Here is a 25,569-nt window from a genome sequence, read left to right as displayed (position 1 = left end):
GTGATCACCTTCGGCTGCCCCGACCGCACGGGGATCGTCGCCCGCATCTCGTCGTTCCTCGCCGAGGCAGGCGGTTGGATCGTCGAGGCCGCCTACCACACCGACCCGGACACGGGCTGGTTCTTCACCCGCCAGGTCGTGCGGGCCGACTCGCTGCCGTTCGACGTCGACGAGCTGCGCGCCCGGTTCGCCGGCGTCGCGCGCTCGCTGGGAGCGGAGTCCGACTGGCGCGTGGACGACACCGGGGAGCGCCGCCGGATCGTGGTGCTGGTGTCGAAGGAGGGGCACTGCCTCTACGACCTGCTCGGCCGCGTCGCCTCCGGCGAGCTGGACGTGGACGTGCGCGCGGTGATCGGCAACCACGAGGTGCTCGCCGACATCACCAGGGCACACGGCATCCCGTTCCACCACGTGTCGTTCGCCGAGGACAAGGCGCCGGCCTTCGCGGAGGTGGCCAAGCTCGTCGACGAGCACGACCCGCACGCGGTGGTGCTCGCGCGGTTCATGCAGATCCTGCCGCCGGAGCTGTGCGAGGCGTGGGCGGGCAGGGCGATCAACATCCACCACAGCTTCCTGCCCTCGTTCATCGGCGCGCGCCCGTACCACCAGGCATACCAGCGGGGCGTGAAGCTGGTGGGCGCGACGTGCCACTACGTGACCGCGGACCTGGACGCTGGGCCGATCATCGAGCAGGACGTGATCCGCGTCGACCACGGCGACTCCGTGGCCGACATGGTGCGCAAGGGCCGCGACATCGAGAAGGTGACCCTCGCGCGCGGCCTGCGCTGGCACCTAGAGGGTCGCGTGCTCGTGCACGGCAACCGGACCGTGGTCCTCTGACCGCTTCTTCCGCGCGTTGGGCACGATCAGCGGGGTACCGGTCTCCGGGTCGTCGATGACGCGGCAGGGCAGGCCGAAGACGTCCTCCACCAGCTCGGCGGTGATGATCTCCGAGGGGTTGCCCTGCGCGGCGATCTCGCCGCCTGGCCGCATGACGATCAGGTGCGTGCCGTAGCGGCACGCCTGGTTGAGGTCGTGCAGCACGGCGACGAGCGTGTGCCGCTTGTCCTCGTGCAGGTCGGCGCACAGGTCGAGCACCTCGACCTGGTGGGCGATGTCGAGGAACGTGGTCGGCTCGTCGAGCAGCAGGATCGAGGTCTGCTGCGCGAGCACCATGGCCAGCCACACGCGCTGCCGCTGCCCGCCCGACAGCTCGTCGACGAGCCTGCCGGACAGCTCGAGCACGCCCGTCAGCTTCATCGACTCGGTGACCACGGCCTCGTCCTCGGACGACCACTGTTTCAACAGCTTCTGGTGCGGATAGCGCCCACGGGCCACGAGGTCGCCGACCGTGATGCCACTCGGCGCGATCGACGTCTGCGGCAGCAACCCGAGGCGCCGCGCGACCTCGCGGGAGCGGTAGGAGGAGATGAGCTTGCCGTCGAGATGCACACCGCCGGTCTTGGGCTTGAGCATCCTGGCGAGCGCCTTGAGCAGGGTCGACTTGCCACACGCGTTGGGGCCGATGATGACCGTGAACGAGCCGTCGGGGATCTCGACCGACAGGTCGGTCGCCACGACGGCCTGCTCGTAAGCGAGCGTCAGGTCTTCGGCGTACAACCGGGTCATGCGTACCTAGCCTTCCCGCGCCATTCCGACGCCAACAACCAGATCAAGTACAGCCCGCCGAGACAACCGGTCGCCGTGCCGACCGGGAGCTGCGCTGTGGGAAACACCCGTTGGATGAGCAGGTCGCCCGCCGCCAGCAGCAGCGCGCCCATGAGCGCCGAGGAGACCAGCCCCGGTGACGACGAGCGCGTGAGCCTGCGGGCGAGCTGCGGTGCCGCGAGCGCGACGAACGCGATGGGCCCGGCCGCCGCCGTCGCGAACGCGGCGAGCAGCACGCTCGTCACGATCAGGACGGCCCGGCTGCGCTGCACACCGACGCCGAGCGCCTTCGCCGAGTCGTCCCCGAGCTCCATCATCGCGAGCGCCCGCGAGTGGTACAGCGCGAGCGGCAGCAGCACGGCGAGCGCGAGCGCCGCGGCGGTGACGTGTTCCCACCCGCGCCCGTTGACACTGCCGAGCAGCCACGCCTGCGCCGAGAGCGCGTCGTAGAGGTTCGCGCGCGTGATGAGGTAGGAGTTCACCGCCAGCGCGAGCGCGTTGATGCCGATTCCGATGAGGACGAACCGGAACCCCTGCACGCCACGGGTGAACGAGAACAGGTAGATCAGCAGCGCGGTGATCACGGCGCCGAGCAGTGCGCCGATCGCGACCTGGTAGATGCTGCCGCCGACGACGATGATCACGACCAGCGCGCCGGTGGCGGCACCGTTGTTGAAACCGATGATGTCGGGGCTGCCGAGCGAGTTGCGGGTGAGCCCCTGCAGGATCGCCCCGCTCGCCGCGAGGGCCGCGCCGACGAGCAGCGCGGTCAGCAGCCTCGGCATGCGCAGGGTGTTCACGATGAAGTCGGCCGCGCCCTCGCCGGTGCCCGTGACGGCGCCGAGCACCTCGCCGACCGAAAGCGGGTACTCGCCGGTCGTCAGCGTCGCCGTCATCACGGCGAGCAGGGCGAGCACCGTCACGACGCAGACGGTGAAGGTCCTGGCATCCACGCGCACCGACAGCGTCTCGCGCCGGGTCCGCACGACGCGGCCGGTGATCACGGGGCTCACAGGCTCGCCAGCTTTCGTTTGCGGCACAGGGCGATGAACACGGGCACGCCGATCGCGGCGGTCACGATGCCCACCTGCACCTCCGAGGGCGGCGCGACGACGCGGCCGACGATGTCGGAGCCGACGAGCAGGATCGGCGCCAGCACCAGCGAGTAGGGCAGCACCCAGCGCTGGTCGGGTCCGGCGATCAGGCGGGCCATGTGCGGCACGGCGAGTCCGACGAACGCGATCGGGCCCACCGCCGCGGTCGCGGCCCCGCAGAGCAAGGTGATCGCGACGGCTCCCAGCACGCGGATGCGGTCGGGGTGCGCGCCGAGCGCGCGGCCCAACTCCTCCCCCATCGCGAGCGCGTTCAGCGGCCGGATCAGCAACAGCGCCACGATCACGCCGACGACGATGAACGGCAGCACGGGCACGAGCACGTCGTAGTAGCGGCCCGCCAGCGAGCCCACCTGCCAGTAGCGGTACTCGTCGAACGCCTCGGGGTCCATGAGCAGCACCGCGCTGTTGAAGGCGTAGAGCACCGCCGTCACCGCGGCGCCCGCGAGCACGAGCCGCTCGGGCGAGGCGCTGCCGCGGCCGGACGAGCCGATCACGTACACCACGAGCGAGGCGATGGCCGCGCCCGCGAAGGCGAACCAGACGTAGCCAAGCACCGAGGCGATGCCCAGGAAGCCGAGCGAGATCACGACCCCGGTCGAGGCGCCCATCGTGACACCGAGCAGGCCGGGGTCGGCGAGCGGATTGCGGGTGAGCGCCTGCATGAGCGCACCGGCGAGACCGAGTGCGGCACCCACGAGCAGGCCGAGCAGCGTTCTCGGGATCCGGTACTCGTGGATGATCACGGCGTCGTTGGAGCCGTCGTTGTTCCAGAGCACGTCCCACGTCGCCGTGAACGGGATGCTCTTGGAGCCGAGCCAGATGCTGAGCAGCCCGAGGACGACCAGCGCGACGAGCGCGATCAGCAGGCCCGCGCCCTTGAGCGCGTTCGGTGCACGCCGAGGAGCCACCACGTCAGGTGACTGTGGCCGTGACGGCGTGACAACGGACATAAGGTGAGGCTAACCGAACGAGTGAGGGTGGTCCATCGTGACGAAGTTCGCGCGCACCGGCCTGGACCGAGCGTGAACTTAAGCTAGCCTAACCTCCGCAGCCGACGCGGAGGTGGTCCAGTGTTGCCAACCGGCAGGAGCATCCTGCGGGACGCGGTGTCCGGGCAACGGCGCCTGCTCGCCCGCGCCGCCTTCCTTGGCTCGGTGCACCAGGGCGGTGAGGCGCTCGTGCCCGTGATCGTCGGCCTCGTGATCGACCAGGCCGTCTCCACGGGATCGGTCGGCGCGCTCCTGCGCTGGATCGTGGTGCTCGCCGTGGTGTTCGGCGCGCTGTCGATGAGCTACCGGTTCGCCGCGAGGGCAGCCGAACGGGCGTCGGAACAGGCCGCGCACGGCCTGCGCATGCGGCTTGCGCAGCGCGTGCTGGATCCGCGCGGCGGGGCCGAGGCCGGCAGGCTCCCCGGCGCGCTCGTCAACATCGCGACCGGCGACGCCAAACGCGTCGGTGTCGTCAACACGGTGCTGCCGTTCGCCGTCGCCGGGTTCGTCGGCCTGCTCGTGAGCGCCGTGTCCCTGCTGCGGATCTCGGTGCCGCTCGGACTGCTGGTCCTGCTCGGCACGCCGCCGCTGCTGTGGCTCACCCACCTCGTCGGCAAGCCACTGGAGCGGCGCAGCAGCGTCGAGCAGGAACGCGCTGCGCACGCCTCCGGCGTCGCCGCCGACCTGGTCTCCGGCCTGCGGGTGCTCAAGGGCATCGGCGCAGAGGCCGCCGCCGTGGCCCGCTACCGGCGCACGAGCCAGGACTCTCTCGCCGCGACCCTGCGCGCCGCGAGGGCCCACGCAGGCCACGACGGCGCGATCCTCGCACTCACCGGCATCTTCATCGCCGTGGTCGCCCTCGTCGGCGCGCACCTCGCCGCGAACGGCTCGATCACGGTCGGCGAGCTCGTCGCCGCCGTGGGCCTCGCGCAGTTCCTGCTCGGCCCGTTCCAGATCTTCGCGTGGGTGAACGGCCAGCTCGCGCAGGGCAGGGCGTCGGCGGAGCGCGTCGCGTCGGTGCTCGCCGCCCCGCCCGCGGTGACCTCCGGCTCCGGCGCGCCCTCCGGCAACTGCCCGGGCCGGCTGAGCCTGCGCGGTGTGACCCACGGCAGCCTCGACTCGCTGGACCTCGACGTCGAGCCGGGCGAGTTGCTCGGCGTCGTGGCGCCCGATCCCGCGGCCGCCTCGCACCTGCTCGACTGCCTCGGCCGCGAGGCCGACCCGGCGGCGGGCACGGTGGAGCTGGACGGCGTGGCCTACACCGAGCTCGACCCGCACGAGCTGCGTGGCGCCGTGCTGGTCGCGGCCCACGACGCGGACCTGTTCGAGGGCAGCCTGCTCGACAACGTCGTGACCGCCGGCCGCGATGTCGATCGCGCGCTCACGGCGTCCGCGGCCGACGAGGTCGCGCGCACCCTGCCCGACGGTGTGCACACGCTCGTCGCCGAGCGCGGGCGGTCGCTGTCCGGTGGACAGCGGCAGCGCGTCGCGCTCGCGAGGGCGCTCGCCGCCGACCCGCCCGTGCTCGTGGTGCACGACCCGACGACCGCGGTCGACGCGGTGACCGAGGCCCGCATCGCCGGTGAGCTGCGGGAGATCCGGCAGGGGCGCACCACGGTGCTGGTGACAACGAGCCCGGCGCTGCTCGCCGTGACGGACCGCGTCGTCGTGCTCGACGGTGGCGCGGTTGGCGCGCAGGGCACGCACGCCGAACTCGTCCACGCCAACCCCGGCTACCGATCGGCGGTGCTGTCATGAGCGATCGCGAGTTGCTGCCGACCGCGACGGGCAGGCGCACGGCCGCCGCAGTCGGCGAGCTGCTTCGGCCCCGGCGCCTGCTGGCCTTCTCCGCGTTCGGCGTGCTGACCGCGGCGACGGGCGTCGGGCTGCTTACGGCCCCGCTGCTCGGCCACATCGTCGACCTGGTGGACGAGGGCAGCACGGACTTCACGGTGCCCGTCGTCCTGCTGGTGGTCGTCGCGCTGGCCAGGGGCGCTGGCAACGCGTGGGGGCTCGCGCTGGTCTCGCGGCTCGGCGAGAGCATGCTCGCGAGCCTGCGGGAACGTTTCATCGAGCGGGCGCTGAGCCAGCCGCTGGAACGCGTCGAGCTGGCCGGGTCGGGCGATCTGACCTCGCGGGTCACCAACGACGTCGCCGTGATCGCCAAGTCGGTGCGCGAGGCCCTGCCCGAGCTGGGTCGTTCCGCGCTGACGATCGTGCTCACGCTCGGCGGGCTCGCACTGCTGGACTGGCGGTTCCTGCTCGCCGCGCTGCTCGCGGCGCCGATCCAGCTCTACACGGTGCGCTGGTACGTGCGGCGCGCGATTCCGCTGTACGCCCACCAGCGCGTGCGCGACGGGGCCCAGCAACAGCAGCTGCTCGACACGGTCGGCGGCGCGCGCACGGTTCGGGCGTTCCGGCTCACCGACGAGCACGTCGAGCGCGTGCGAGGCCGGTCCCAGACGGTCGTGGACGTGACGATGCGCGCGGTCCGGTTGATGACCCGGTTCTTCTCGCGGCTCAACCTCGCCGAGTTCGTCGGTCTGTCGGCCATCCTCGTGGCCGGTTTCGTGCTGGTGGGCAACGGCACCGCCACGATCGGCACGGCGACGGCGGCCGCGCTGTACTTCCACAGCCTCTTCAACCCCATCAACGCGGCGCTGGCGCTCGTGGACGACGCCCAGTCGGCGGCGGCGAGCCTCGCCCGCCTGGTCGGCGTCGCGGACCTGCCGACCGAACGGGAGCCCGAGCAGGCGGGCGTGCCGGTGGACGCGTCGGTGAAGGCCGCCGCGGTGAGCCACGCCTACGTCGCGGGCCACGACGTACTGCGCGACGTGGACCTCGACATCGCCCCCGAGGAGCGGGTCGCCCTCGTGGGTGCGAGCGGGGCCGGGAAGACGACGCTCGCGAAGCTGATCGCCGGCATCCACCGGCCGACATCGGGCTCGCTCGCACTGGGCGGTGTCGCCCTCGACGACCTCGGCCACGCGGGCACGCGCCGCACGGTGGCGCTCATCAGCCAGGAGGTGCACGTCTTCGCGGGCACGCTCGCCGAGGACCTGCGCCTCGCCAAGCCCGACGCGACGGATGAGGAGCTGCGGGCGGCGCTGGCGAAGGTCGGCGCTCTGCCCTGGGTCGACGCACTCCCGGATGGACTGTCCACAATGGTGGGTGAGGGCGCGCACCGGCTGACGGTCACCCAGTCGCAGCAGCTGGCTCTGGTGCGCCTGGTGCTGGCAGACCCGCCGATCGCCATCCTCGACGAGGCGACCGCGGAGGCGGGTAGCGCGGGCGCGAAGGTGTTGGAGAAGGCGGCGGCGAAGGCACTAGAGGGCCGCACGGGCCTCGTGGTCGCCCACCGCCTGACACAGGCCGCGGCGGCGGACCGGATCGTGGTGCTCGACGCCGGCAAGGTGGTGGAAACCGGCACGCACGACGACCTGGTGGCGGCGAACGGCCGCTACGCGGCCCTGTGGGCCGCCTGGTCCGACCAGCGAACCCGCTGACGCGCGAGTCCCCCGCTCCCGACCGCGAGTCCCCCGCTCAGGACGCCGAGTTCTGCGCTCAGGACGCCGAGTTCTGCGCTCAGGACCGCGAGTGGCGCGTTCCCGACCAGCCGGTCAAAGGCGCGACACGGCGGAGTTCAGCAGCTCCATCACGAGGTCGACATCGTCCAGCGTGATGTCTCTACCGCCCGCGCCGCGAATCCGCTGCAACGACTCCTGTTCGGTGTTCGGTCAATACCGAACACCGAACACCCCCTCGATAACCGGTTGCTCCACCCCACGTCCGGCCCGCATCATCGGCCGCATGACCACCACCGGACATCGCCCGCTGCCCTCCACCGCCGCCACCTGTGCGACGGCGAAGCAGCAGGCCGTCAACCGGAGGAGCTCGACAGCCACGCGACCGTGACCGCCGCGCTACTCGCGGGCCTGGTCGCCGGTTACGGCATCGCCATTCCCGTTGGCGCTGTCGGCGCGTACCTCGTCGCGCTCACCGCGCGCACCTCGCTGCGCGTCGGCGTGAGCGCCGCGCTCGGCATCGCGACCGCGGACGGTGTCTACGCGCTCGCCGCCGTGCTCGGCGGGTCCGCCCTCGCGGAGCTGATCGAGCCCATCACGGTGCCGCTGCGCTGGGCTTCGGCGATCGTGCTCGTCGCCATCGCGGCGGCCGTCGCCGTCTCGGCGATCCGGCGGCACCGGGAGCTCGGCGAGCCCGCCGAGGTCCGGGCGACATCGGCGGCGCGGGCCTACGCGAGCCTGCTCGGCATCACCGTGCTCAACCCGGCGACGATCGTCTACTTCGCCGCGCTCGTGCTCGGTGACGTCACGACCATCGCGGCGGACCCGGCCACCGCGACCGCGTTCGTGCTCGCCGCCTTCGCCGCCTCCGCGAGCTGGCAGCTGCTCCTCGCGTGCGGTGGCGCCGTGCTGGGCCGCGCCGTCACGAGCCCTCGCGGGCGCCTCGGCACGGCCCTGTTGTCGAGCGCGGTGGTGACGGCGCTCGCACTGAACCTCGTCGTCTAGCGAATGCTCGCCGGACGCAGGTCGGTCCAGTTCTCCTCGACGTAGGCGAGGCACGCGTCGCGGGTGTCCTCCCCGAACACGATCCGCCAGCCCGCCGGAACGTCCACGAACGACGGCCACAGCGAATGCTGCTCCTCGTCGTTCACGAGCACGTAGTAGCGGCCGTCCGGGTCCTCGAACGGGTTGGTCACGATTGCCTCCTTGTGAACTCTTCCAGAACGGTGCGCAGCTCGCCGGCGAGCCGTTCGACGGTCGCCGCGGTCAGCACACCGGTCGCGTAACCGAGATAGCAGTGCACCTCACCCTCGCCCTGCGGCTCGTAGAAACTCAGGGTGAGGTCCGCCTTCGCGACGCCCGTCGGCACAGCCACCAGCTCGCCGTGCCCGCCCTCCAGTTCGGAGAGCCGGGCCTGCTCGTGGTGCACCATGAGCACCCTCGGCCGCCAGCCGAGCGCGTTCGCGACGTCGTCGAAGGGCACGTCCTGGCGATCGAGCGCGGCGAGGTTGGTCCGCCGCACGCGCGCCAGCAGTTCGGGGACGCTCGGCGAGCCCGACACGTCCGTGCGGAGCACCACCGTGTTGAAGAAGCACCCGACGAGATCGGTGAGCGCCTCCTCGGTGCGGCCCGCGACGATCGTGCCGATCGGCAGGTCCGTTCCGGCTCCGTTCGCGGCGAGCACCGTGGTGAACGCCGCCTGCAGCACCATGAACATGCTGGCGCCATTGGCCCTCGCGGTCCGGTCGATCGCGGCGTGCAGTTCGGCGTCGAGCACGAACGGCACCACCCCCGCGCCACCGTCACCGCGTCCGCCTTCGCCGGGCAGCACCAGAGGCGGGGCGTCGCGCAGCGTCTCCCGCCAGTAGTCGAGCTGGGCCCGCCCCACCTCGGCTCGCAGCTGTCCGGACCACCGCGTGTAATCGGCGTAGGTCACCGGGAGCGGCTCCCACGCCGGTTCCTCCCCCGCCGATCGGGTCGCGTACGCGGTGCTGAGGTCCCGCATGAGCGGCACCACGGACCACTCGTCGACGGCGAGGTAGTGCATGGTCAGCAACAGGGCCTGTTCGGACTCGGCCTTCAGCAGGTGGATCCGCACGCCGGGCTCGTCGGGCCGCTGCGCCGCCAGCTCTGCCAGCCGTGCCTCGACGTCCACAACGGACTCCGCCATCAGCTCCGGCGGCTCACCGAGCCGCTGGCACCCGCCTTCGAACCGCGTGCGGAGCGGCTCGTGCCGCAAGGCCACGTCCTTCCACGCCGCCGCGAGCGCTCCGGCGTCGAAGCCGTCGCGCGAGCGCAGGGCGAGCGCGTGGTCGAAGCCGGGGTGCTCGCGGTGCAGGTTCCACTGCCATCGCTGCACTGGCGCGAGCGGAACCGTCGCGGGACGTTCCCGGTGCACCAGTGCCGGCCGGTGCCGCGATCCCCCGGCCAGCTTGCCCGCGATCCCGGCGACGGTCGGCGCGTCGAAAACGTCCCTGATCGTCAGGTCGACCCCGAACGCCGAGCGGATACGGCCCAGCAGCCGCATCGACGACATCGAATGCCCGCCCAGCTCGAAGAAGTCGTCGTGCACGCCGACGTCGTCCAGCCCGAGGATCTCGCCGAACAGCCCCGCGAGCACGCGCTGTTCCTCCGTCGCCGGGCGCGCGTCGCCCGTGAGCGACGCCCAGTCCGGCGCGGGCAGCGCGCGCCGGTCGAGCTTTCCGTTGGGCGTCAACGGAAGCGGGCCGTCGAGTCGCATCACGAGCGCCGGGATCATGTACTCCGGCAGCCGCGCACGCAGGTGCTCGCGCCAGTCGATGTCCTCGTCCGCCACGACGTAGCCGGCCAGCCGCACGATGTCGCCCTTGCGGTCGGCGACAACGGCCGCCTGGCTGACGCCGGGGTGCGCGGTGAGCGCTGCCTCGATCTCGCCGAGCTCGATGCGGAAGCCGCGGATCTTCACCTGGCCGTCCACGCGGCCGAGGAAGTCCAGGTTCCCATCGGACCGCCAGCGCGCCCGGTCACCGGTGCGGTACATCTGGGAACCCGGAGCCCCGAACGGGTTCGCCACGAACCGTTCCGCCGTGAGCCCGTGCCTGCCGAGGTACCCGCGGGCGAGTCCCCGGCCCGCCACGTACAGCTCGCCGACCACGCCCGGCGGCACCGGGCGCAGGTGCGCGTCGAGCACGTAGCAGACGGTGTTGGGGTCGGGGACGCCGATCGGCACCGGCCCCCGCCAGCCCTGCTTCGCGGGCCACAGCGTGGAGTTGACGGTCGCCTCGGTCAGCCCGTACGCCGCGATCAGGTTCAGCTTGCCCGCCCAGCGGTCGATCAGGTCCGGCGGCACGGTCTCGGTGCCGACCAGGATCGTCGACCCGCGCGGCAGCTCGGCCTCCGGCGGCAGCGCCGACACCAGCGACGGCGGCAGGATCAGGTGCGTCACCGCCTGCTCGCGCAGGAAGTCGGTGAGCGCCGTGCCCGCGACGCGCGCCTCCTCCGGGATCAGCACGAGCCGCCCGCCGTGACACAGCGCCATCGCCAGCTCGAACACGAACACGTCGAAGCCGATCGAGGCGAACTGCAGCACGTGCGAGGTCGGTTCGAGGCCCATGCGGTCGACAGCGGTCGCGACGAGGCTAGCGATGCCGTCGTGCGGCACGACGGTGCCCTTCGGCTTGCCGGTGGAGCCGGACGTGTAGATCACGTACGCCGCCTGATCCAGCGAAGGCGCCGGAACGTCCACATCGGAGCCGTCGCGGTCTATCTCGCCATCCAGCAACAACATCGGTGCGACGTCTGGGATCCGGTCCGCCACCGCCGGCGTGCCGACCACGAGCCGCGCGCCCGAGTCACCGATCAGGTAGGCGAGCCGCTCGGTCGGGTGTGTGAGGTCCAGCGGGAGGAACGCCGCGCCGAGCTTCACCGTCGCGAGCACCGTGGCGATCGTGTCGACCGACCGCGGCACGGCGACACCGACCACGCTCTCCTCGGCGACGCCGTGCTCGGCGAGCAGCCGCGCGATGCGGTTCGCCCGCTCGTTGAGCTGCGCGTACGTCACCTGGCGGTCGCGCTCCACCACGGCGACGGCCTCCGGCTGCTCGGCGACGCGCCGGGCGAACAGCTCCGGCAGCGACGCCTCGTCGACCACGCGCCCGGTGGCGTTGAAGCCCTCCAGAACCAGGTGCCGCTCGTCGTCGGTGAGCACGTCGACCTCAGCGATCCGCGACCGCGGTCGCTCCGCGACGGCGTCGACGAGCCTGCCGAGCCGCTCGCCGAGCCGCTCCACGGTCTCAGCGTCGAACAGTTCGGTGCTGTACTCGATGCGGCAGCTGACGCGCCCGGTGTCGAACCGCTCGGTGAAGCTGAACACGAGGTCGAACTTCGCCGTCTCGGTCGCGTACGGCACGAACTCCGCGCGCAGGCCGGGCAGCGTTAGCTCCCCGCCCGTGCGGCCGTGGTAGCCGACCATCACCTGGAACAGCGGGTTGCGCGAGAGCGAGCGGGCCGGGTTGAGCCGCTCCACGACGGCCTCGAAGGGCACGTCCGCGTGGGAGAACGCGGCGAGGTCGGTCTCCCGCACCCGCCGCACCAGCTCGGCGAAGCTCGGTGAGCCGGAAAGGTCGGTGCGCAGCACGAGCGTGTTGACGAAGAAGCCAACGAGGTCGTCGAGCGCCTCGTCGGCCCGGCCCGCGATGGGCGCGCCGAGCGGGATGTCCTCCCCCGCGCCGAGGCGGTGCAACAGCGCCGCGACGGCCGCGTGCAGCACCATGAACATGCTCGCGCCGGTGTCCTGCCCGAGCGCGCGCAGCCGCTCGCACGTCGCAGGGTCCAGCTCGATCTCGAGGTCCGCGCCGCTGAACGTCGGTCGGGCGGGTCGTGACCGGTCGGTGGGCAGCTCCAGTTCCTCGGGGGATCCGTCCAAGGTGGACTGCCAGTAGGCGAGCTGCTCCTCGCCGACCACGTCGAGCAGTCTCCGCTGCCACAGCGCGTAGTCGGCGTACTGCACCGGCAGGGGGCTCCACTCCGGTGCGGTTCCCGCGGTGCGTGCGGCGTAGGCGGCGGAGAGATCGCGCAGGAACGGACGGTCGGACCACTCGTCGGTGGTGATGTGGTGCAGCAGAAGCACCACCACGTGGTCGTCGGCGGCGAGCCGCGCGATCGTGCACCGGATCGGCAGCTCCGTGGCCAGGTCGAACGGCCGAGCCACGGCCTCGCGCACGAACTCGCTCAGCGCCTGCTCGGTGGTTTCGCGAACCTCCACCGCCGGCTGGGCGTCCTCGACCACACGTTGGAAGGGCACGCCGTCGCGCTCGGTGAACACGGTGCGTAGTGCCTCGTGCCGGGTGACGACGTCCTCGAGCGCCGCCCGCCACGCGTCGAGGTCCAGCGCCCCGCGCAGGCGGACCACGAGCGGGAAGTTGTAGGCGGCGGAGGTCTCCGCCATGTTCTGGATGACCCACAGCCGTCGCTGCGCGGCGGAAGCAGGCAGCTCGGCGGGCCGGTCCTCGGCGGCGGTGAGCGCGGGCCGCGCGGGCCCACCGATCCGGCTCACCAGCTCGGCCACGGTCGGAGCCTCGAAAAGGTCGCGAATGGACAGTTCCGCGTCCAGTGCCGTGCGGGCCTTGCTCACCAGGCGCGTCGCGAGCAGCGAGTGCCCGCCGAGGTCGAAGAAGCTGTCGTCGATGCCGACGCCCTCGGCGCCGAGCAACTCGGCGAACAGCTCGCACAGCACCTCTTCTTCGTGGTTGCGCGGTGGCCTGCTCTCCCGCCCGGCATCGAGTGATGGGGCGGGCAGTGCCTTGACGTCGAGCTTGCCGTTGACGGTCAACGGCAGGTGGTCGACAGTCACGACCGCGGCCGGAACCATGTAGTCCGGCAGGCGTGCCTTGAGGTGCTCGCGCCAGTCGAACTCGCCATCGGCCACGACGTAGCCGACGAGGCGCTGTCCGTTGACGACCACGGCGGCGTGGGTGACGGCCGGGTGGTCGGCGAGCGCGGCCTCGACCTCGCCCAGCTCCACACGGTAGCCACGGATCTTCACCTGGTCGTCGGTGCGGCCGAGGAAGTCGATGATCCCGCTGCCCGGCCGCTGCCGCACGAGGTCCCCGGTGCGGTACATGCGGCCCGGTGCATAGGGGTTCGCCACGAACCGCTCCGCTGTGAGCCCCGGCCGGTTGTGGTAGCCGCGGGCGAGGCCCACGCCCGCGATGTAGAGCTCACCCGGGGTGCCGGGCGGTACGGGCCGCAGGAACGGGTCGAGGATGTAGGCGCGCGTGTTCCAGATGGGCTTGCCGACTGCGGGTGTCGGGCTGTCCGCTGTGGACGCGCCGAGGGTGTTGATCGTGTACTCGGTTGGCCCGTAGAGGTTGTAGCCGTAGGTGCCTTCGGTGTGCGCGAGCGTGTTCCACACGGCATCGGAAACGGCCTCGCCGCCGAGCAACACAAGCGGCGGCACGTGGCCCTCGAGCAGGCCCTCCTCCAGCAGCAGCTGGGCGTACGTGGGTGTCACGTTGACGACGTCGATGCGGTGCTCATCGCAGTAGGAGACCAGCGCCTCGGCGTCGCGGCGCAGCTCCTCGTCGCAGACGTGCACCTCATGGCCCTCCACGAGCCACAGCAGCTCCTCCCACGACATGTCGAAGGCGAACGACACCGTGTGCGCGATGCGCAGCCGCCGCCCGCCCGCCGATTCGATGGCGGGCGCGAAGATCGCCTCCCGGTGGTTGAGCTGCATGTTCGTGAGCCCGCGATACGGCGTGACCACGCCCTTGGGCCGCCCGGTGGAGCCGGACGTGTAGATGACGTATGCGGGGTACTCCAGCCGTCCGGCGGCACCCTTGGCGAACCGAGGCGAAAGCTCGTGGTCCCCGATCGGCTCCCCGGACACCCTCCGCAACTCCTCAACCACGTCCACGTGATCCAGCAGCACGTGGCGATGACTGCAGTGAAGGCCACCATGCCTGCGTTCAACGCAGTGAAGGTGGCCTTCACTGCAGTCGGTCGTGGTGACCACGCAGAGGGGGTTCGTGTCCTCAAGCATGTGGGTGAGGCGCTCTGCGGGGTGGTCGAGGTCGAGCGGCAGGTACGCCGCGCCGGTGCGCAGCACCGCGAAGAGGGCCACCACCATGTCGATCGAGCGCGGCAGCGCGAGCGCCACCACCTGCTCCGGACCCGCGCCGCGCGCCAGCAGCAGCCGGGCCAGGCGGTTGATCCGCTCGTCCAGCTCGGCGTAGGTCAGCCGCTCGTCGCCGAACACCAGGGCCGTCTCGCCCGGCGTGCGCGCGGCCTGCGCGGCGAGCAGATCCGCGATCGTGTCGTCGCCGATCGGCCGCTCCGGCTGCCCGCGCAGCTCGGCGCGCTCGGCCTCGGTCAGCAGGTCGAGCGACGCGACCGGGGCCGTCACGTCGGCGGCGAGCCGTTCCAGCACGGTCGTGAACCGCTCCAGCACGCGACCCGCCTCGGCGGCGTCGAAGATGTCCGGTCGCGCGGCGAGGGTGACCCGCAGCCGTTCCTCCGGCGTCACGATCAGCGTCAGCGGGAAGTGTGTGCCATCCACATTGGACACCGACGTGATGCCATGCAGGTCGTGCAGCTGGGCCAGCCGCTCCTCGCCATCGGCCGTGCGCAGCACGAACAGCGTGTCGAACAGCCGCCGGTGCCCGGCCTCACGCTGCAGCTCACCGAGCCCGACGTACTCGTACGGCATGAGCGCCGCCCGTTCCGACTGCAGCCGCCGCAACAGCTCCAGCACCGACTCGCGCGGCTCGAACCGCACCCGCGAAGGCACGGTGTTGAGGAACATGCCGATCACGCTCGTCACGTTCGGCACCTCGGCCGGCCGACCCGCCACGACGGCGCCGAACACCACGTCCGACCGCCCGACCATGCCCGACAGCACGAGTCCCCACGCCGCGCTGAGCAGCGTGTGCAGCGTCAGCCCGTGCCGGCGGGCCTCCTCGCGCAACCGGTCGCTGGTCTCCCTCGGCAACAGGGCGTCGTAGTCGGCCGGGATCACCGGGTCGCCGCCGCGGTCGGCCGAGGCGACGAGCGTGGGCTCCGCCAGCCCGCGCAGCGCCTGCCGCCAGGCCAGGAGCGCCTGCCCGGAGTCCTGCTGCCCGAGCCACGCGAGGTAGTCGCGGTACGAGCCCGGCGCGGGGAGCCCGGTGTCGTCGCCGGCCCGCTCGTAGAGGGCGAACAGCTGCTCCAGGAACAGCCACGCCGACCAGCCGTCCCACAGCACGAGGTGGTGTGTCACGACGAGCCGGTCGCGCCCGCCGGGCAACCGGACCAGCAGCAGACGGCACAGCGGCGGGCTGGTGAGGTCGAACCGCCGCCGCCGGTCCTCGGCGAGCAGCCCGTCGAGGTCCTCCGGCCGCTCGGTGAGGTCCACCTCGGTCAGCGGCACTTCGGCACCGGTCACGATGAACTGCACCGGCCTCGGCAGCCCGTCACTGGCGAACCCGGCGCGCAGGCTCGGGTTGCGCGCCAGCAGCGACGCGCACGCGGCCCGCAGCCGGTCGGCGTCGAGCCGGTGGTCGAAGTCGAGCGACTCCTGCGACTGGTAGACGTCCACACCCTCGGCGTCGTACGTCGCGTGGAAGTACAGGCCCTCCTGCAACGGCGAGAGCGGCCACACGTCCTCGACGTCGGGCGCGGGCAGGCTCCTCCGCTCCGGCTCGGTGAGCTCAACGCTGCCCAGCTCGGCGGGGATCTCCCGCACGCCGTCCCCGGCGTGTGCCGCGAGCGCGGCGGGGGTCCGGTGCTCGAAGACATCCCTCGGCGAGACGTCGAGCCCGCGTTCCCGCGCCTGCGCCGACACCGCGATCGAGGTGATGCTGTCGCCGCCGAGCACGAAGAAGTCGTCGTCGACGCCCACCTCGGGCAGGCCGAGCACCGCCGCGACGATGTCGCACACGATCCGTTCCCGTTCGGTCCGGGGCCGCCGCGACGGCAGGGAGGACACAGTCACCAGGTCCGGTGCGGGCAGGGCGTTCTGGTCCAGCTTGCCGCTCGGCGTCAGCGGCAGGTCGTCGAGCACCACGAGCCCGCTCGGCACCATGCTCGCGGGCAGCTCCGCCTCGAGTGCCTCGCGCCACGCCTCGACAGCGGGCTCCTCCCCGGACGGCACGACGTAGCCGACGAGCGCGCCGTCGCGGGCGACCACCGCGGCCCGCGCGATTCCGGGCAGCCGCGAGAGCGCGGACTCGATCTCGCCCAGCTCCACGCGGTTGCCGCGGATCTTCACCTGCCGGTCGGTGCGCCCTAGGTACTCGATCGCCCCGTCGGCGCGCCGACGTCGGACCAGGTCGCCGGTGCGATAAAGGCGGCCGTCACCATACGGATTCGCCACGAACCGCGTCGCCGTGAGACCCGGCCGGTCGTGGTAGCCGCGCGCGAGCTGCACGCCCGCGAGGTACAGCTCACCGGGCACGCCGTCTGGCACGGGGCGCAGGAACTCGTCGAGCACGTACAGCCGCGTGTTCCACACCGGCCACCCGATGGGCACCGAGGCCCCGTCCGCGTCACCCTCGAACGGGAACCACGTGACGTCCACGGCGGCCTCGGTGGGCCCGTAGAGGTTGTGCAACGGCACCCCGGTCAGCTCCCGCCAGCGCGTCGCCGACTCGACCGGCAGCGCCTCCCCGCTGGAGAACACCCGCCGCAGGCTCGCTGCCCATCCGGCGTCCTTCACCACCTGCAGGAACGCGGCGAGCATCGACGGCACGAAGTGCAGCGTGGTGATGCGCTCGTTCTCGATCAACGAGGCGAGGTAGGCGGGGTCACGGTGACCGTCCGGGCGCGCGAGGACCACGGCCGCGCCCTCGAGCAGCGGCCAGAAGAACTCCCACACCGACACGTCGAAGCTCGACGGCGTTTTCTGCAGCACGCGGTCGTCGGCCGCGAGCCCGTAGTGCCCCTGCATCCACGCGAGCCGGTTGACGATCGCGCGGTGGGTCACCACCACGCCCTTGGGCCGCCCGGTGGAGCCGGACGTGTAGATCAGGTACGCGGGCTCGTCGGGCTTCGCGGTGACAACGGGTGAGTCGGCGACCGTCTCGTCCTCGCCGAGCACCACCCGCTCGATGTCGCCCGGCAGCTCCGTGCCCGGCAGGGTCACGGCGAGCCGCGCGCCGGAGTCGGCGAGCATGAAGGCGATGCGCTCGGCGGGGTAGTCGAGGTCCACCGGCAGGTACGCGGCGCCGGACTTGAGCACGCCCAGCAACGCGACCATCAGCTCGGCCGAACGCGGGACGGCCACGGCGACCAGCGACTCCGGAGCCGCTCCTCTGGCCCGCAACCTGCGGGCGAGCGCCTCGGCGCGGGCATCCAGGTCCGCATAGGACAGTCGCGTGTCCTCGAAGACCACGGCCGTGGCGTCCGGGGTGCGGGCCACCTGGTCCGCGAACAGCGACGCGAGCGTGCCATCGGGCACCGGATGGTCGGTCCGATCGGTGGTGGAGCGTTCAGCCTCCGTGCGAAGGTCGAGGTCGGCGACCCGCCGGTCCGGCTCGGTGAGCGCGGCGAGCACGCCGAGGTAGCGGTCGGCGATCTCGCGCGCACCGGACTCACCGATGCGGTGCTTGAGCTCCAGTCGCAGCCGCTTCCCGGGGTGCGCTACGAGCGCGAGCGGGTAGTGCACGGCGTCGCGCACCTCCACGCCGGTGAACAGGCCCGGTTCCGAGTGCGCGGGCTGGTTCTCCACCACCACGAGCGTGTCGAACAGCTCGCCGGTGCCGCGCTGGAGGTCGGCGAGGGCGACGTGCTGGTGGTCGAGCAGCGCGGCCTGCTCCTGCTGCCAGCGCTCCAGTGCCGTGCCGAGCGAGTCACCGCCTCGCAGGCGCAGCCGCGCGGGCACGGTGTTGATGAACAGGCCCACCGCCGACTCGATGCCCTCGAGGTCGATACCCCGGCCGGAGACGGTGCTGCCGAACACCACGTCGGACCGGCCGGTGAGCCCGCTCAGCAGCAGGCCCCACGCGCCGTGCACCAGCGTGCTCAGCGTCAGCCCGCGGGAACGGGCCACCTCGGTCAGCGCGTTCGTGAGGTCCTCGGGGACGTCCACGACGACGCTGCCCGGCTCCTCAGCCGCGTGCTCCACAAGGCGGGTCGGTTCCACATCGGACAGGGCGGAACGCCAGGCGACCAGCGCCGCGTCGTGGTCGCGGTTCGCCAGCCACGCGAGGTACGGCCGGTGATCGGGCGCGGGCGGGAGATCGTCGGCGGCGACCTCGCGGAGCATGACCGACACCGACCACCCATCGGCGACGATGTGGTGCAGCGTGAGCACCAGTCGCGTGCCGCCCACCAGGGTGGCGCGCAGCAGCGGCGGCTCGGCGAGGTCGAAACCGTCGGCGCGGTCCGCTTCGAGCGCCGCCTCCAGTTCGGGCGCCTCTCGCCACGGCAGTTCCACGTGCTCGGGGATCCGCTGAACCACGCGGCCGTCGGGCAGCTGACGGAACCCGGCCCGCAGCAGCGGATGCCGGTCGAGCAGCCGCTGCAGCCTCGCCCGGAGCACCGAGGGGTCGACGCCCTCGGCGAGGTCGAGCACCTCCTGCACCACGTAGGAGTCGGTCTCGTCGAACCGCGAGTGGAAGTAGAACCCGCTCTGCAACGACGACACGGGCAACGCTGTGTCGTCCATGCCGTCCAGCTGCACCTCGCCCACCCGCGATGGGGCTCCCGCGACCCCGGCGAGCGCGGCGACCGTGCGGTGGGCGAACACGTCGCGGGGCGTCAGGGCCAGGCCGGCCTTGCGGGCCTCGGCGACGAGTCGGATCGCGACGATCGAGTCGCCGCCCAGCTCGAAGAAGCTGTCGTGCACGCCGACGCTCGGCAGGTCGAGAATCTCCGCGAACAGCGTGGCGAGCGTGCGTTCCCTCGGCGTCGTGGGTGCGGTGCCGCCCGCTAGGCCCGTCCAGTCGGGTGCGGGCAGCGCGGCCCGGTCGACCTTGCCGTTGGGCGTCAAAGGCAGCTCGTCGAGGCGCAACACCACCGTGGGCACCATGTACTCGGGCAGGCTCTCCGCGACGAACGCCTTCGCCGCCTCGGACTCCGCGTCGCCGACGACGTAGCCGACGAGGCGCCGGACCCCGCGATGGTCCTCACGTGCGACGACGGCGGCCTGCGCCACCTCGGGATGGCTCAGCAGCGCCGACTCCACCTCGCCGGGTTCGATGCGGTAGCCGCGGATCTTGACCTGGTTGTCCGAGCGCCCCAGGAAGTCGAGGTTCCCATCGGCACGCCACCGCACCCGGTCACCGGTGCGGTACATCCGGGCGCCCGGCGGGCCGAACGGGTCGGCCACGAACCGCTCCGCCGTCAGCGCGTGCCTGCCCCGGTAGCCGCGGGCGAGGCCCCGGCCGCCGACGTACAGCTCGCCGATCACGCCCACGCCCACGGGCCTCAGCGACGAGTCGAGCACGTAGGCCCTCGTGTTCGGGTCCGGTACACCGATCGGCACCGCGCCGAGCCAGTCCTGCTCCGCCTGCCACAGCGTCGAGTTGACGGTCGCCTCGGTCAGGCCGTACGCCGCGACCACACGCATCCGCTTGGCCCAGCGCGTGATCAGCTCCGGCGGCACGGTCTCGGTGCCCACCACGAGCACGCCGCCCTCGGGCAGCTCGCACTCGGCCGGCAGCGCGGCGACCAGCGACGGCGGCAGGATCATGTGCGTGGCGCCCTGCGCGGTCAGGTATTCCGTGAGCTCGGGGCCCGCGACGCGCCGCTCGGTTGGCACGACGATGCTCCGCCCGCCGACGCACAGCGACATCGTGAGGTCCCACACGGCGACGTCGAAGCCGACGGAGGCGAACTGCGCGACGCGGCTCGTGGCGTCCACGCCGAGCCGCGCGATCGCGGTCTGGACGAGACTGCCGACGCCCTCGTGGGACACGACGACGCCCTTCGGCCTGCCCGTCGAGCCGGACGTGTAGATCACATAGGCGGCCTGGTGCAGCGCGATCGGCAGGCCCAGGTCACTGTCGTCGTACGCGGCCAGCCGTTCGTGATCCACAGTGGACAGTACGAGCTTGGCTCCCGCGTCGGCCACCATGTAGTCGAGCCGCTCGCGCGGGTGGTCGGTGTCCAGCGGCAGGTATGCCGCTCCCGCCTTGAGCACGCCGAGCAGTGCGACCACCAGATCCGCCGAGCGGGGCAGCGCGACGCCGACCACGTCCTCCGCGCCGACACCCCTGGCGTGCAGCGAGCGGGCGAGCCGGTTGGCCGCGGCGTTCAGCTCGGCGTAGGTGAGCCGCTCGTCCTCGCACACCACCGCGACCGCGTCCGGTGTGCGACGCACCTGCCGCTCGAAGGCATCGGGCCAGGTCAGCTCGTCGACCTCGCACTCGTCGGCGCCGAGGCCCTCGAGCAGGCGGGTGCGTTCCTCCGAGGGCAGCAGCTCGATCGCGCCGAGCGGGCGCCCCGGACCCGCGACCATCGCGTCGAGCACGGCGAGGAACCGGCGCTCGTGCTCGGCGAGCTCGGCGTCGTCACACGCGCCGTCCAGCTCGATCAGCAGGCCGTAGTCGGCCCAGCGCTCGCAACACGTGATGGAGAGGTCGGTGACGGGGCCGAGCGCCAGGTCGCGGAAGTCGGCGGCGGCACCGGCGAACGTGAGGTCCCTGCCGAAGCTGATGAAGTTGGCGGTGGGTCCGATGAGCTGCGCGAGCCCGTCGGCGAATCCCAGCTCGCGGGCGAGGTCCTCGCCTCGGTAGCGGCCGTGTGCCGTGAGCGCGGCGATGCCCTCGTCCACGGCGGCGATCAGGTCCGAGGGCGTGGTCCACGGCCGCACGGTGAGCCGCAGCGGCAGCACGTTGGACGCCATGCCGGGCACCACGCGCGTCTCCGGCTCGGGCCGCGCCGCCACCGGTACGCCGAGCACGACGTCGGAGGCGCCCGTGGCGCGGTGGGTGTAGGCGGCGACGGCCGCGAGCGCGACGCGAGACAGCCGCTGTCCACACCGGACGCCCAGCTCGCGCAGGGCGTCGGTGCGCTCGCGGGACAGCTCGACCGTCCGGCGGCGCACCTCGGCGCCGGGCGCGCGGTCCAGCAGCCGTGCTGGCTCCGGCCGGTCTGCGAACCGCTCGTGCCAGAAGGACCGGTCCACTGTGTACCGCTCGGATCCGCGGTACGCGGCGTCCGCGTCGGCGAGCGCCGACAGCGGGCCGAACCGGTGCCCCTCGGCCCCCGCGTAGAGGTCACCCGCCCGCTGCGTGACGAGCAGACAGCCGTAGGCGTCCATCACCAGGTGGTGGTAGCGCTGGTACCACCAGACCCGCTCGCGGAGCAGCAGCAGCGCGTGGGCGAACACCGGGCCGTGTTCGAGATCGGTGACGGCCCGCCGCTCGCGGCGCATCCACTCGGTCGCCGCGGCGGCGGGATCGGCCTCACCGCGGAAGTCGAGCACGCGCGGCGCCGGGTCCGCCGGCGCCGGAAGCTGCCGGGGCGTTCCCCCGACGTCGGCGAAGCGCACGTGCACGCTCTCGGTCTCCGCGATCGCCTTGGCCACGGACGCGGAGAGCCGGTCGAGGTCCACCTCGCCCGTGATCTCCAGATACCAGGCGATGTTGTAGACCGGATCGTCCGGCGCGATCTGCTGGGCAAGCCAGATTCCGGACTGAGCACTGGTGAGCGGAACACCCGACATCGGGGGGAACGCCTTTCGACTACGAGTCGGCGGTCAGCCGAGGCACCATCTGATCGATGGCGTACGGGATCGACAACACGGTGTTGAACGAGAACGCGGCGCCGATGTCCGGGTTCTCGTACGGCACGAACAGGTCGCGGCCCTCCTGGTGCACCTTCAGCTTCTGGTACAGCGGCTCCGCCTTGATGCGGTTGTTCGCGTCCTCGCTGGAGGTGACCCACACGAGCCGGTCGACGTCGAGCACGGTGAGCCGCTCGGAGCTGAACTCAGCGGCGTTCATACCCTGCTCGGCCATCCGGTCGATCTCGTCCTTCAGCTTGAAGCCCATCTCCCTGAAGAAGATCGCCTTCGGGTCGGTGCTCGTGAAGGCGGCGTAGGTACCGGCCTGGAAGCTGTCGGCGACGGCGATGGTCTGCTGCGCGAATTCGGGGTGGTTGCGGCGCACCTCCGCGTAACGCTGGTCCATCTGCTCGATGAGCTGGTTCATCTTGTCTTCCTGGCCGAGCGCCTTGCCGATCGGGCGCGCCATGTCCTGCCACGGCGCCGCGTAGTCCGGGTACTTCTTCGGCTGCGCGACCACGGGGGCCAGCTTGGACAGCGTGTCGTACTGCTGTTTGGTCATGCCCGAGTACTGCGCGATGATCACGTCGGGGTTGAGGTTCGCGACCGCTTCCATGTTGTAGCTGTCGCGCTCGCCGACGATCGTGGGCTTCGTGTCGCCCCACAGGTCCTTCGTCCACGGCCACTTGCCGTAGGGGCGCTCCTTGAACCAGTCGACCACGCCGACCGGCTTGACGCCCAGTGCCAGCACGGCGTCCTGATCGGACAGTCCGAGCGTCACCACCCGCTCGGGCTTCTCGGTGATCTCCGTCTTGCCGTACTTGTGCTCGATGGTCACCGGGAACGCGCCGCTCTGGGCCGCGGGCGACGAGTCACCGGCGTTGCCGGAGCCGTCACCGGAGCTGCCACAACCGGCCAGCACCACACCCAGCACCAGCGCCAGCAACGCCGCCGGCAGGCGCACCCGCGCCTTCGCGGGCCTGAGGGAAATGGGGGACATCGGGGCTACCTTCCTGTTTTCTTCCTCATGCGGACCGTGGTCCGCTCACCGCGTACTCCGCGGCAGGCTTGTCGGTTCCCCCAGTGGCGCGCCTGCCGACGATCGAGCGAAGGATGTCGCCCGACCGCACGGCGTTGTTGGACAGCAGCGACGACGTGATGCCGTGCGTGTGCTCGGTTCCGCCGCCCTGCAGGTAGATCCCGCCCCTGATCTCGGGCGCGGTGCCGAGCCGGTAGTCACGCTCGACCCTCGGCCTGCCCTCCTCGTCACGGAGGCAGTGCGTGGCGAGGTCGCCGAGCAACGCCGAGACGTCACCGCAGCGGTAGCCCGTCGAGTAGACGACGATGTCCGCGTCCAGCACGGTCTTCTCGCCCGAGGTGAGCGACTCGATCGTCGCGCGCACGCCGTGCTCGTTCTCCACGATCTCGACGGGGCGCGACACGTTGAAGATGCGCAGCCGCTCGTTGCCGAGCACCTTCTCCCGGTACAGCCGCCGGTAGAGGTCGTCGATGAGGTCGAGGTCGACCACGGAGTAGTTGGTGTTGGCGTGGTAGCCCATGATCCGCTGCTTGACCTCGTCCGGCGCCGCGTAGAACTCGTCGACCGACTCGGGGTCGAAGATGCGGTTCGCGAAGGCGCTGTCGTCGGACGGGCTGTAGCCGAAGCGGGAGAACACCGAGCAGACCTCGGCCTTCGGGAACCGCTCGTGCAGGAACGCCGTCACCTCGGCCGCGCTCTGTCCCGCACCCACCACGACGAACCGGGACGCCTCGTCGACCTCGTCGATCCGGTGCAGCAACTGGCTGTTGTGCCAGACGCGGTCCGACACCTCGACCCCTTCGGGAAGGTACGGCCGAAGTCCCGTCGCCAGCACGAGGTTGCGCGCGCGGTAGACCTCACCGTCGCCTGCCACCACGTCGAAGTAGGCCACGTCGCCGCCGTCGTACACCGGTCGCACCGCGACCACCTCGTGGGCGTACGAGACCATGTCGTCGACCCGCGCGGCGGCCCACTCGAAGTAGTCGTGGAACTCGACGCGCAGCGGGAAGAGGTTCTTGTGGTTGACGAAATCGATCAGCCTGCCCTGTGCGTGCAGGTAGGACAGGAAGCTGAAGTCGCTGGCCGGGTTGCGCAGGGTGACGAGGTCCTTGAGGAACGACACCTGCATGGTGGCGTCCTCGATGAGCATTCCGCGGTGCCAGCCGAATCGTTCCTGCCGTTCCAGGAAATGAGCGGTCACCGTGTCGGAAGTGCCCGAATTGTGCTCGGCCACCGCGATCGCCAGCGCCAGGTTGGACGGTCCGAAACCCACTCCTACCAGGTCGTAGACCGGTGTTCCCTCCTGCAGCTCTGCCTGTGACATACCTGTCCCATCGCCGATTTCCAGCCAGACGCAGGCAACCCTAACCTAACTTAGGCGTGCCTCAGTTAGTCTTTTCGAGGGTGATCCTCATCCCCCGCTCAGCCCTTGCTTTGTTAGGCAAGCCTTGCTTCACTAAGGCCGTTTGCCGTCGAGGACACGGAGGGGCCGATGCGGGTCGTCATGTTCGGTTACCAGACGTGGGGCCACCGGACCCTGCGGGCGTTGCTGGACTCGGAGCACGAGGTGGCACTCGTCGTCACCCATCCGAAGTCCGACCACGCCTACGAACGGATCTGGGCCGACTCCGTCGCCGAGCTGGCCACCGAGCACGGGGTGGAGGTGGTGCTGGCGAACCGGCCCGACGACGCGCTCACCGCCAGGCTGCGCGAGGTCCAGCCCGACCTCATCGTGGCCAACAACTGGCGCACGTGGATTCCACCGGAGATCTTCACGCTGCCCACGCACGGCACGCTGAACGTGCACGACTCGCTGTTGCCCGCCTACGCGGGTTTCTCGCCGCTCATCTGGGCGCTCGTCAACGGCGAGCGGGAGGTCGGCGTCACCGCCCACATGATGGACGGGGAGCTGGACGCGGGCCCGATCGTGCTCCAGAAGGCCGTCGAGGTCGGGCCGCGCGACACCGCGACGGACCTGTTCCACAAGACCGTCGACCTCATCGAGCCCGTTGTGTCCGAATCGCTCGCGTTCATCGCGGCGGGTCGCACCGACTGGACCCCGCAGGACCGGACGAAGGCGAGCTTCTTCCACAAACGGTCCCTCGAGGACAGTCGCATCGACTGGACGTGGCCCGCCGCCGACATCGAGCGGCTCGTCCGCGCGCAGTCGGACCCCTACCCCAATGCGTTCACCTTCTACAAGGGCGAGCGCATCCGGGTGCTGGAGGCGTCAGTGTCGCAGGGCCGCTACGGCGGCACGCCGGGCCGCGTGTTCATCCCGGAGGGCAAGGGCGTGGTGATCGTCGCCGGCGCCGATGCGCGGTTCGGGCGGAACCACGGTCTCGCGATCGAACGCGTGCGGACCGACGACGGCACCGAGTACGCGGCCACGGACTTCTTCACGAGGATGGGCGGCTACCTCACGTCGCACTGAAGGCCTTCCCAGCCTCGGGCTCGCGTGGGCAGCCCAGCCGCAGTGAAGGCCACCATGCCTGCGTGGAATCAAACGCAGCGGCGCGGAGCGCCTCCGGTTGGGTGGTGGTGGGAG

Annotated in this window: 12 protein-coding genes; 5 read left to right on the top strand and 7 right to left on the bottom strand. The window is 71.5% G+C overall.

The genetic code is table 11. The annotated features are described in order from the left end of the window. Nucleotides 1–840: a formyltetrahydrofolate deformylase gene (gene purU / locus DI005_RS10265; protein WP_199542719.1), complete on the top strand. Its 840-nt coding sequence runs from the start codon at nucleotides 1–3 to the stop codon at nucleotides 838–840. Here the strand turns inward: purU and DI005_RS10260 are convergent. From DI005_RS10260 to DI005_RS10250, 3 genes are read right to left on the bottom strand one after another with little or no spacing between them, the layout of a single operon-like run. Next, nucleotides 793–1,629, bottom strand: coding sequence for an ABC transporter ATP-binding protein (locus DI005_RS10260; protein ID WP_112266412.1), 837 nt, complete (start codon nucleotides 1,627–1,629; stop codon nucleotides 793–795). The genes purU and DI005_RS10260 overlap by 48 nt on opposite strands. Continuing rightward, nucleotides 1,626–2,681: an iron chelate uptake ABC transporter family permease subunit gene (locus DI005_RS10255; RefSeq protein WP_233520077.1), complete on the bottom strand. Its 1,056-nt coding sequence runs from the start codon at nucleotides 2,679–2,681 to the stop codon at nucleotides 1,626–1,628. The genes DI005_RS10260 and DI005_RS10255 overlap by 4 nt, the downstream gene beginning before the upstream one ends. Beyond that, complete coding sequence (locus DI005_RS10250) at nucleotides 2,678–3,733, bottom strand: iron ABC transporter permease (protein WP_112266410.1); 1,056 nt, start codon at nucleotides 3,731–3,733, stop codon at nucleotides 2,678–2,680. The genes DI005_RS10255 and DI005_RS10250 overlap by 4 nt, the downstream gene beginning before the upstream one ends. A 120-nt stretch (nucleotides 3,734–3,853) precedes the next feature. Here DI005_RS10250 and DI005_RS10245 point away from each other — a divergent pair, with 120 nt between their 5' ends. The 3 genes from DI005_RS10245 (at nucleotide 3,854) to DI005_RS10235 (ending at nucleotide 8,301) form a co-directional block, all read left to right on the top strand. After that, nucleotides 3,854–5,530, top strand: coding sequence for an ABC transporter ATP-binding protein (locus DI005_RS10245; RefSeq protein WP_112266409.1), 1,677 nt, complete (start codon nucleotides 3,854–3,856; stop codon nucleotides 5,528–5,530). After that, nucleotides 5,527–7,278 carry an ABC transporter ATP-binding protein gene (locus DI005_RS10240; RefSeq protein ID WP_113641973.1) on the top strand — a complete coding sequence of 584 codons (1,752 nt, stop codon included), beginning with the start codon at nucleotides 5,527–5,529 and terminating at the stop codon, nucleotides 7,276–7,278. The genes DI005_RS10245 and DI005_RS10240 overlap by 4 nt, the downstream gene beginning before the upstream one ends. 405 nt (nucleotides 7,279–7,683) lie before the next feature. Then, a complete protein-coding gene (locus DI005_RS10235) occupies nucleotides 7,684–8,301 on the top strand; it encodes a LysE/ArgO family amino acid transporter (RefSeq protein WP_113641972.1) in 618 nt (205 codons plus the stop codon). Here DI005_RS10235 and DI005_RS10230 read toward each other — a convergent pair. From DI005_RS10230 to DI005_RS10215, 4 genes are read right to left on the bottom strand one after another with little or no spacing between them, the layout of a single operon-like run. Then, a complete protein-coding gene (locus tag DI005_RS10230) occupies nucleotides 8,298–8,492 on the bottom strand; it encodes an MbtH family protein (RefSeq protein ID WP_304481731.1) in 195 nt (64 codons plus the stop codon). The genes DI005_RS10235 and DI005_RS10230 overlap by 4 nt on opposite strands. Next, complete coding sequence (locus tag DI005_RS10225; protein WP_113641970.1) at nucleotides 8,489–21,922, bottom strand: non-ribosomal peptide synthetase; 13,434 nt, start codon at nucleotides 21,920–21,922, stop codon at nucleotides 8,489–8,491. Before DI005_RS10225 ends, DI005_RS10230 begins: the two co-directional genes overlap by 4 nt. A 19-nt stretch (nucleotides 21,923–21,941) precedes the next feature. After that, entirely contained in the window at nucleotides 21,942–22,982 is a 1,041-nt protein-coding gene (locus DI005_RS10220; protein ID WP_113641969.1) for an iron-siderophore ABC transporter substrate-binding protein, read from the bottom strand. Between the two features lie 25 nt (nucleotides 22,983–23,007). Continuing rightward, nucleotides 23,008–24,345, bottom strand: a complete 1,338-nt coding sequence (locus DI005_RS10215) for a lysine N(6)-hydroxylase/L-ornithine N(5)-oxygenase family protein (protein ID WP_113641968.1) — start codon at nucleotides 24,343–24,345, stop codon at nucleotides 23,008–23,010. Between the two features lie 168 nt (nucleotides 24,346–24,513). Here DI005_RS10215 and DI005_RS10210 point away from each other — a divergent pair, with 168 nt between their 5' ends. Further along, entirely contained in the window at nucleotides 24,514–25,455 is a 942-nt protein-coding gene (locus DI005_RS10210) for a methionyl-tRNA formyltransferase (RefSeq protein WP_112266397.1), read from the top strand. The last annotated feature ends 114 nt before the right edge of the window (nucleotides 25,456–25,569 follow it).

The sequence above is a fragment of the Prauserella sp. PE36 genome (genome assembly GCF_003311655.1).
Classification (GTDB): Bacteria; Actinomycetota; Actinomycetes; order Mycobacteriales; family Pseudonocardiaceae; genus Prauserella_A; species Prauserella_A endophytica.
Note: the sequence above shows the minus strand (reverse complement) of the source record. Positions and strands in the feature narration are given on the sequence as shown.

What these genes read in the sequence shown, in the direction of transcription:
- DI005_RS10215 (WP_113641968.1), bottom strand. Translation starts at nt 24,345, where the DNA reads ATGTCACAGGCAGAGCTGCAGGAGGGAACACCGGTCTACGACCTGGTA.
- DI005_RS10210 (WP_112266397.1), top strand. Translation starts at nt 24,514, where the DNA reads ATGCGGGTCGTCATGTTCGGTTACCAGACGTGGGGCCACCGGACCCTG.
- DI005_RS10260 (WP_112266412.1), bottom strand. Translation starts at nt 1,629, where the DNA reads ATGACCCGGTTGTACGCCGAAGACCTGACGCTCGCTTACGAGCAGGCC.
- DI005_RS10225 (WP_113641970.1), bottom strand. Translation starts at nt 21,922, where the DNA reads ATGTCGGGTGTTCCGCTCACCAGTGCTCAGTCCGGAATCTGGCTTGCC.
- DI005_RS10250 (WP_112266410.1), bottom strand. Translation starts at nt 3,733, where the DNA reads ATGTCCGTTGTCACGCCGTCACGGCCACAGTCACCTGACGTGGTGGCT.
- DI005_RS10240 (WP_113641973.1), top strand. Translation starts at nt 5,527, where the DNA reads ATGAGCGATCGCGAGTTGCTGCCGACCGCGACGGGCAGGCGCACGGCC.
- DI005_RS10220 (WP_113641969.1), bottom strand. Translation starts at nt 22,982, where the DNA reads ATGTCCCCCATTTCCCTCAGGCCCGCGAAGGCGCGGGTGCGCCTGCCG.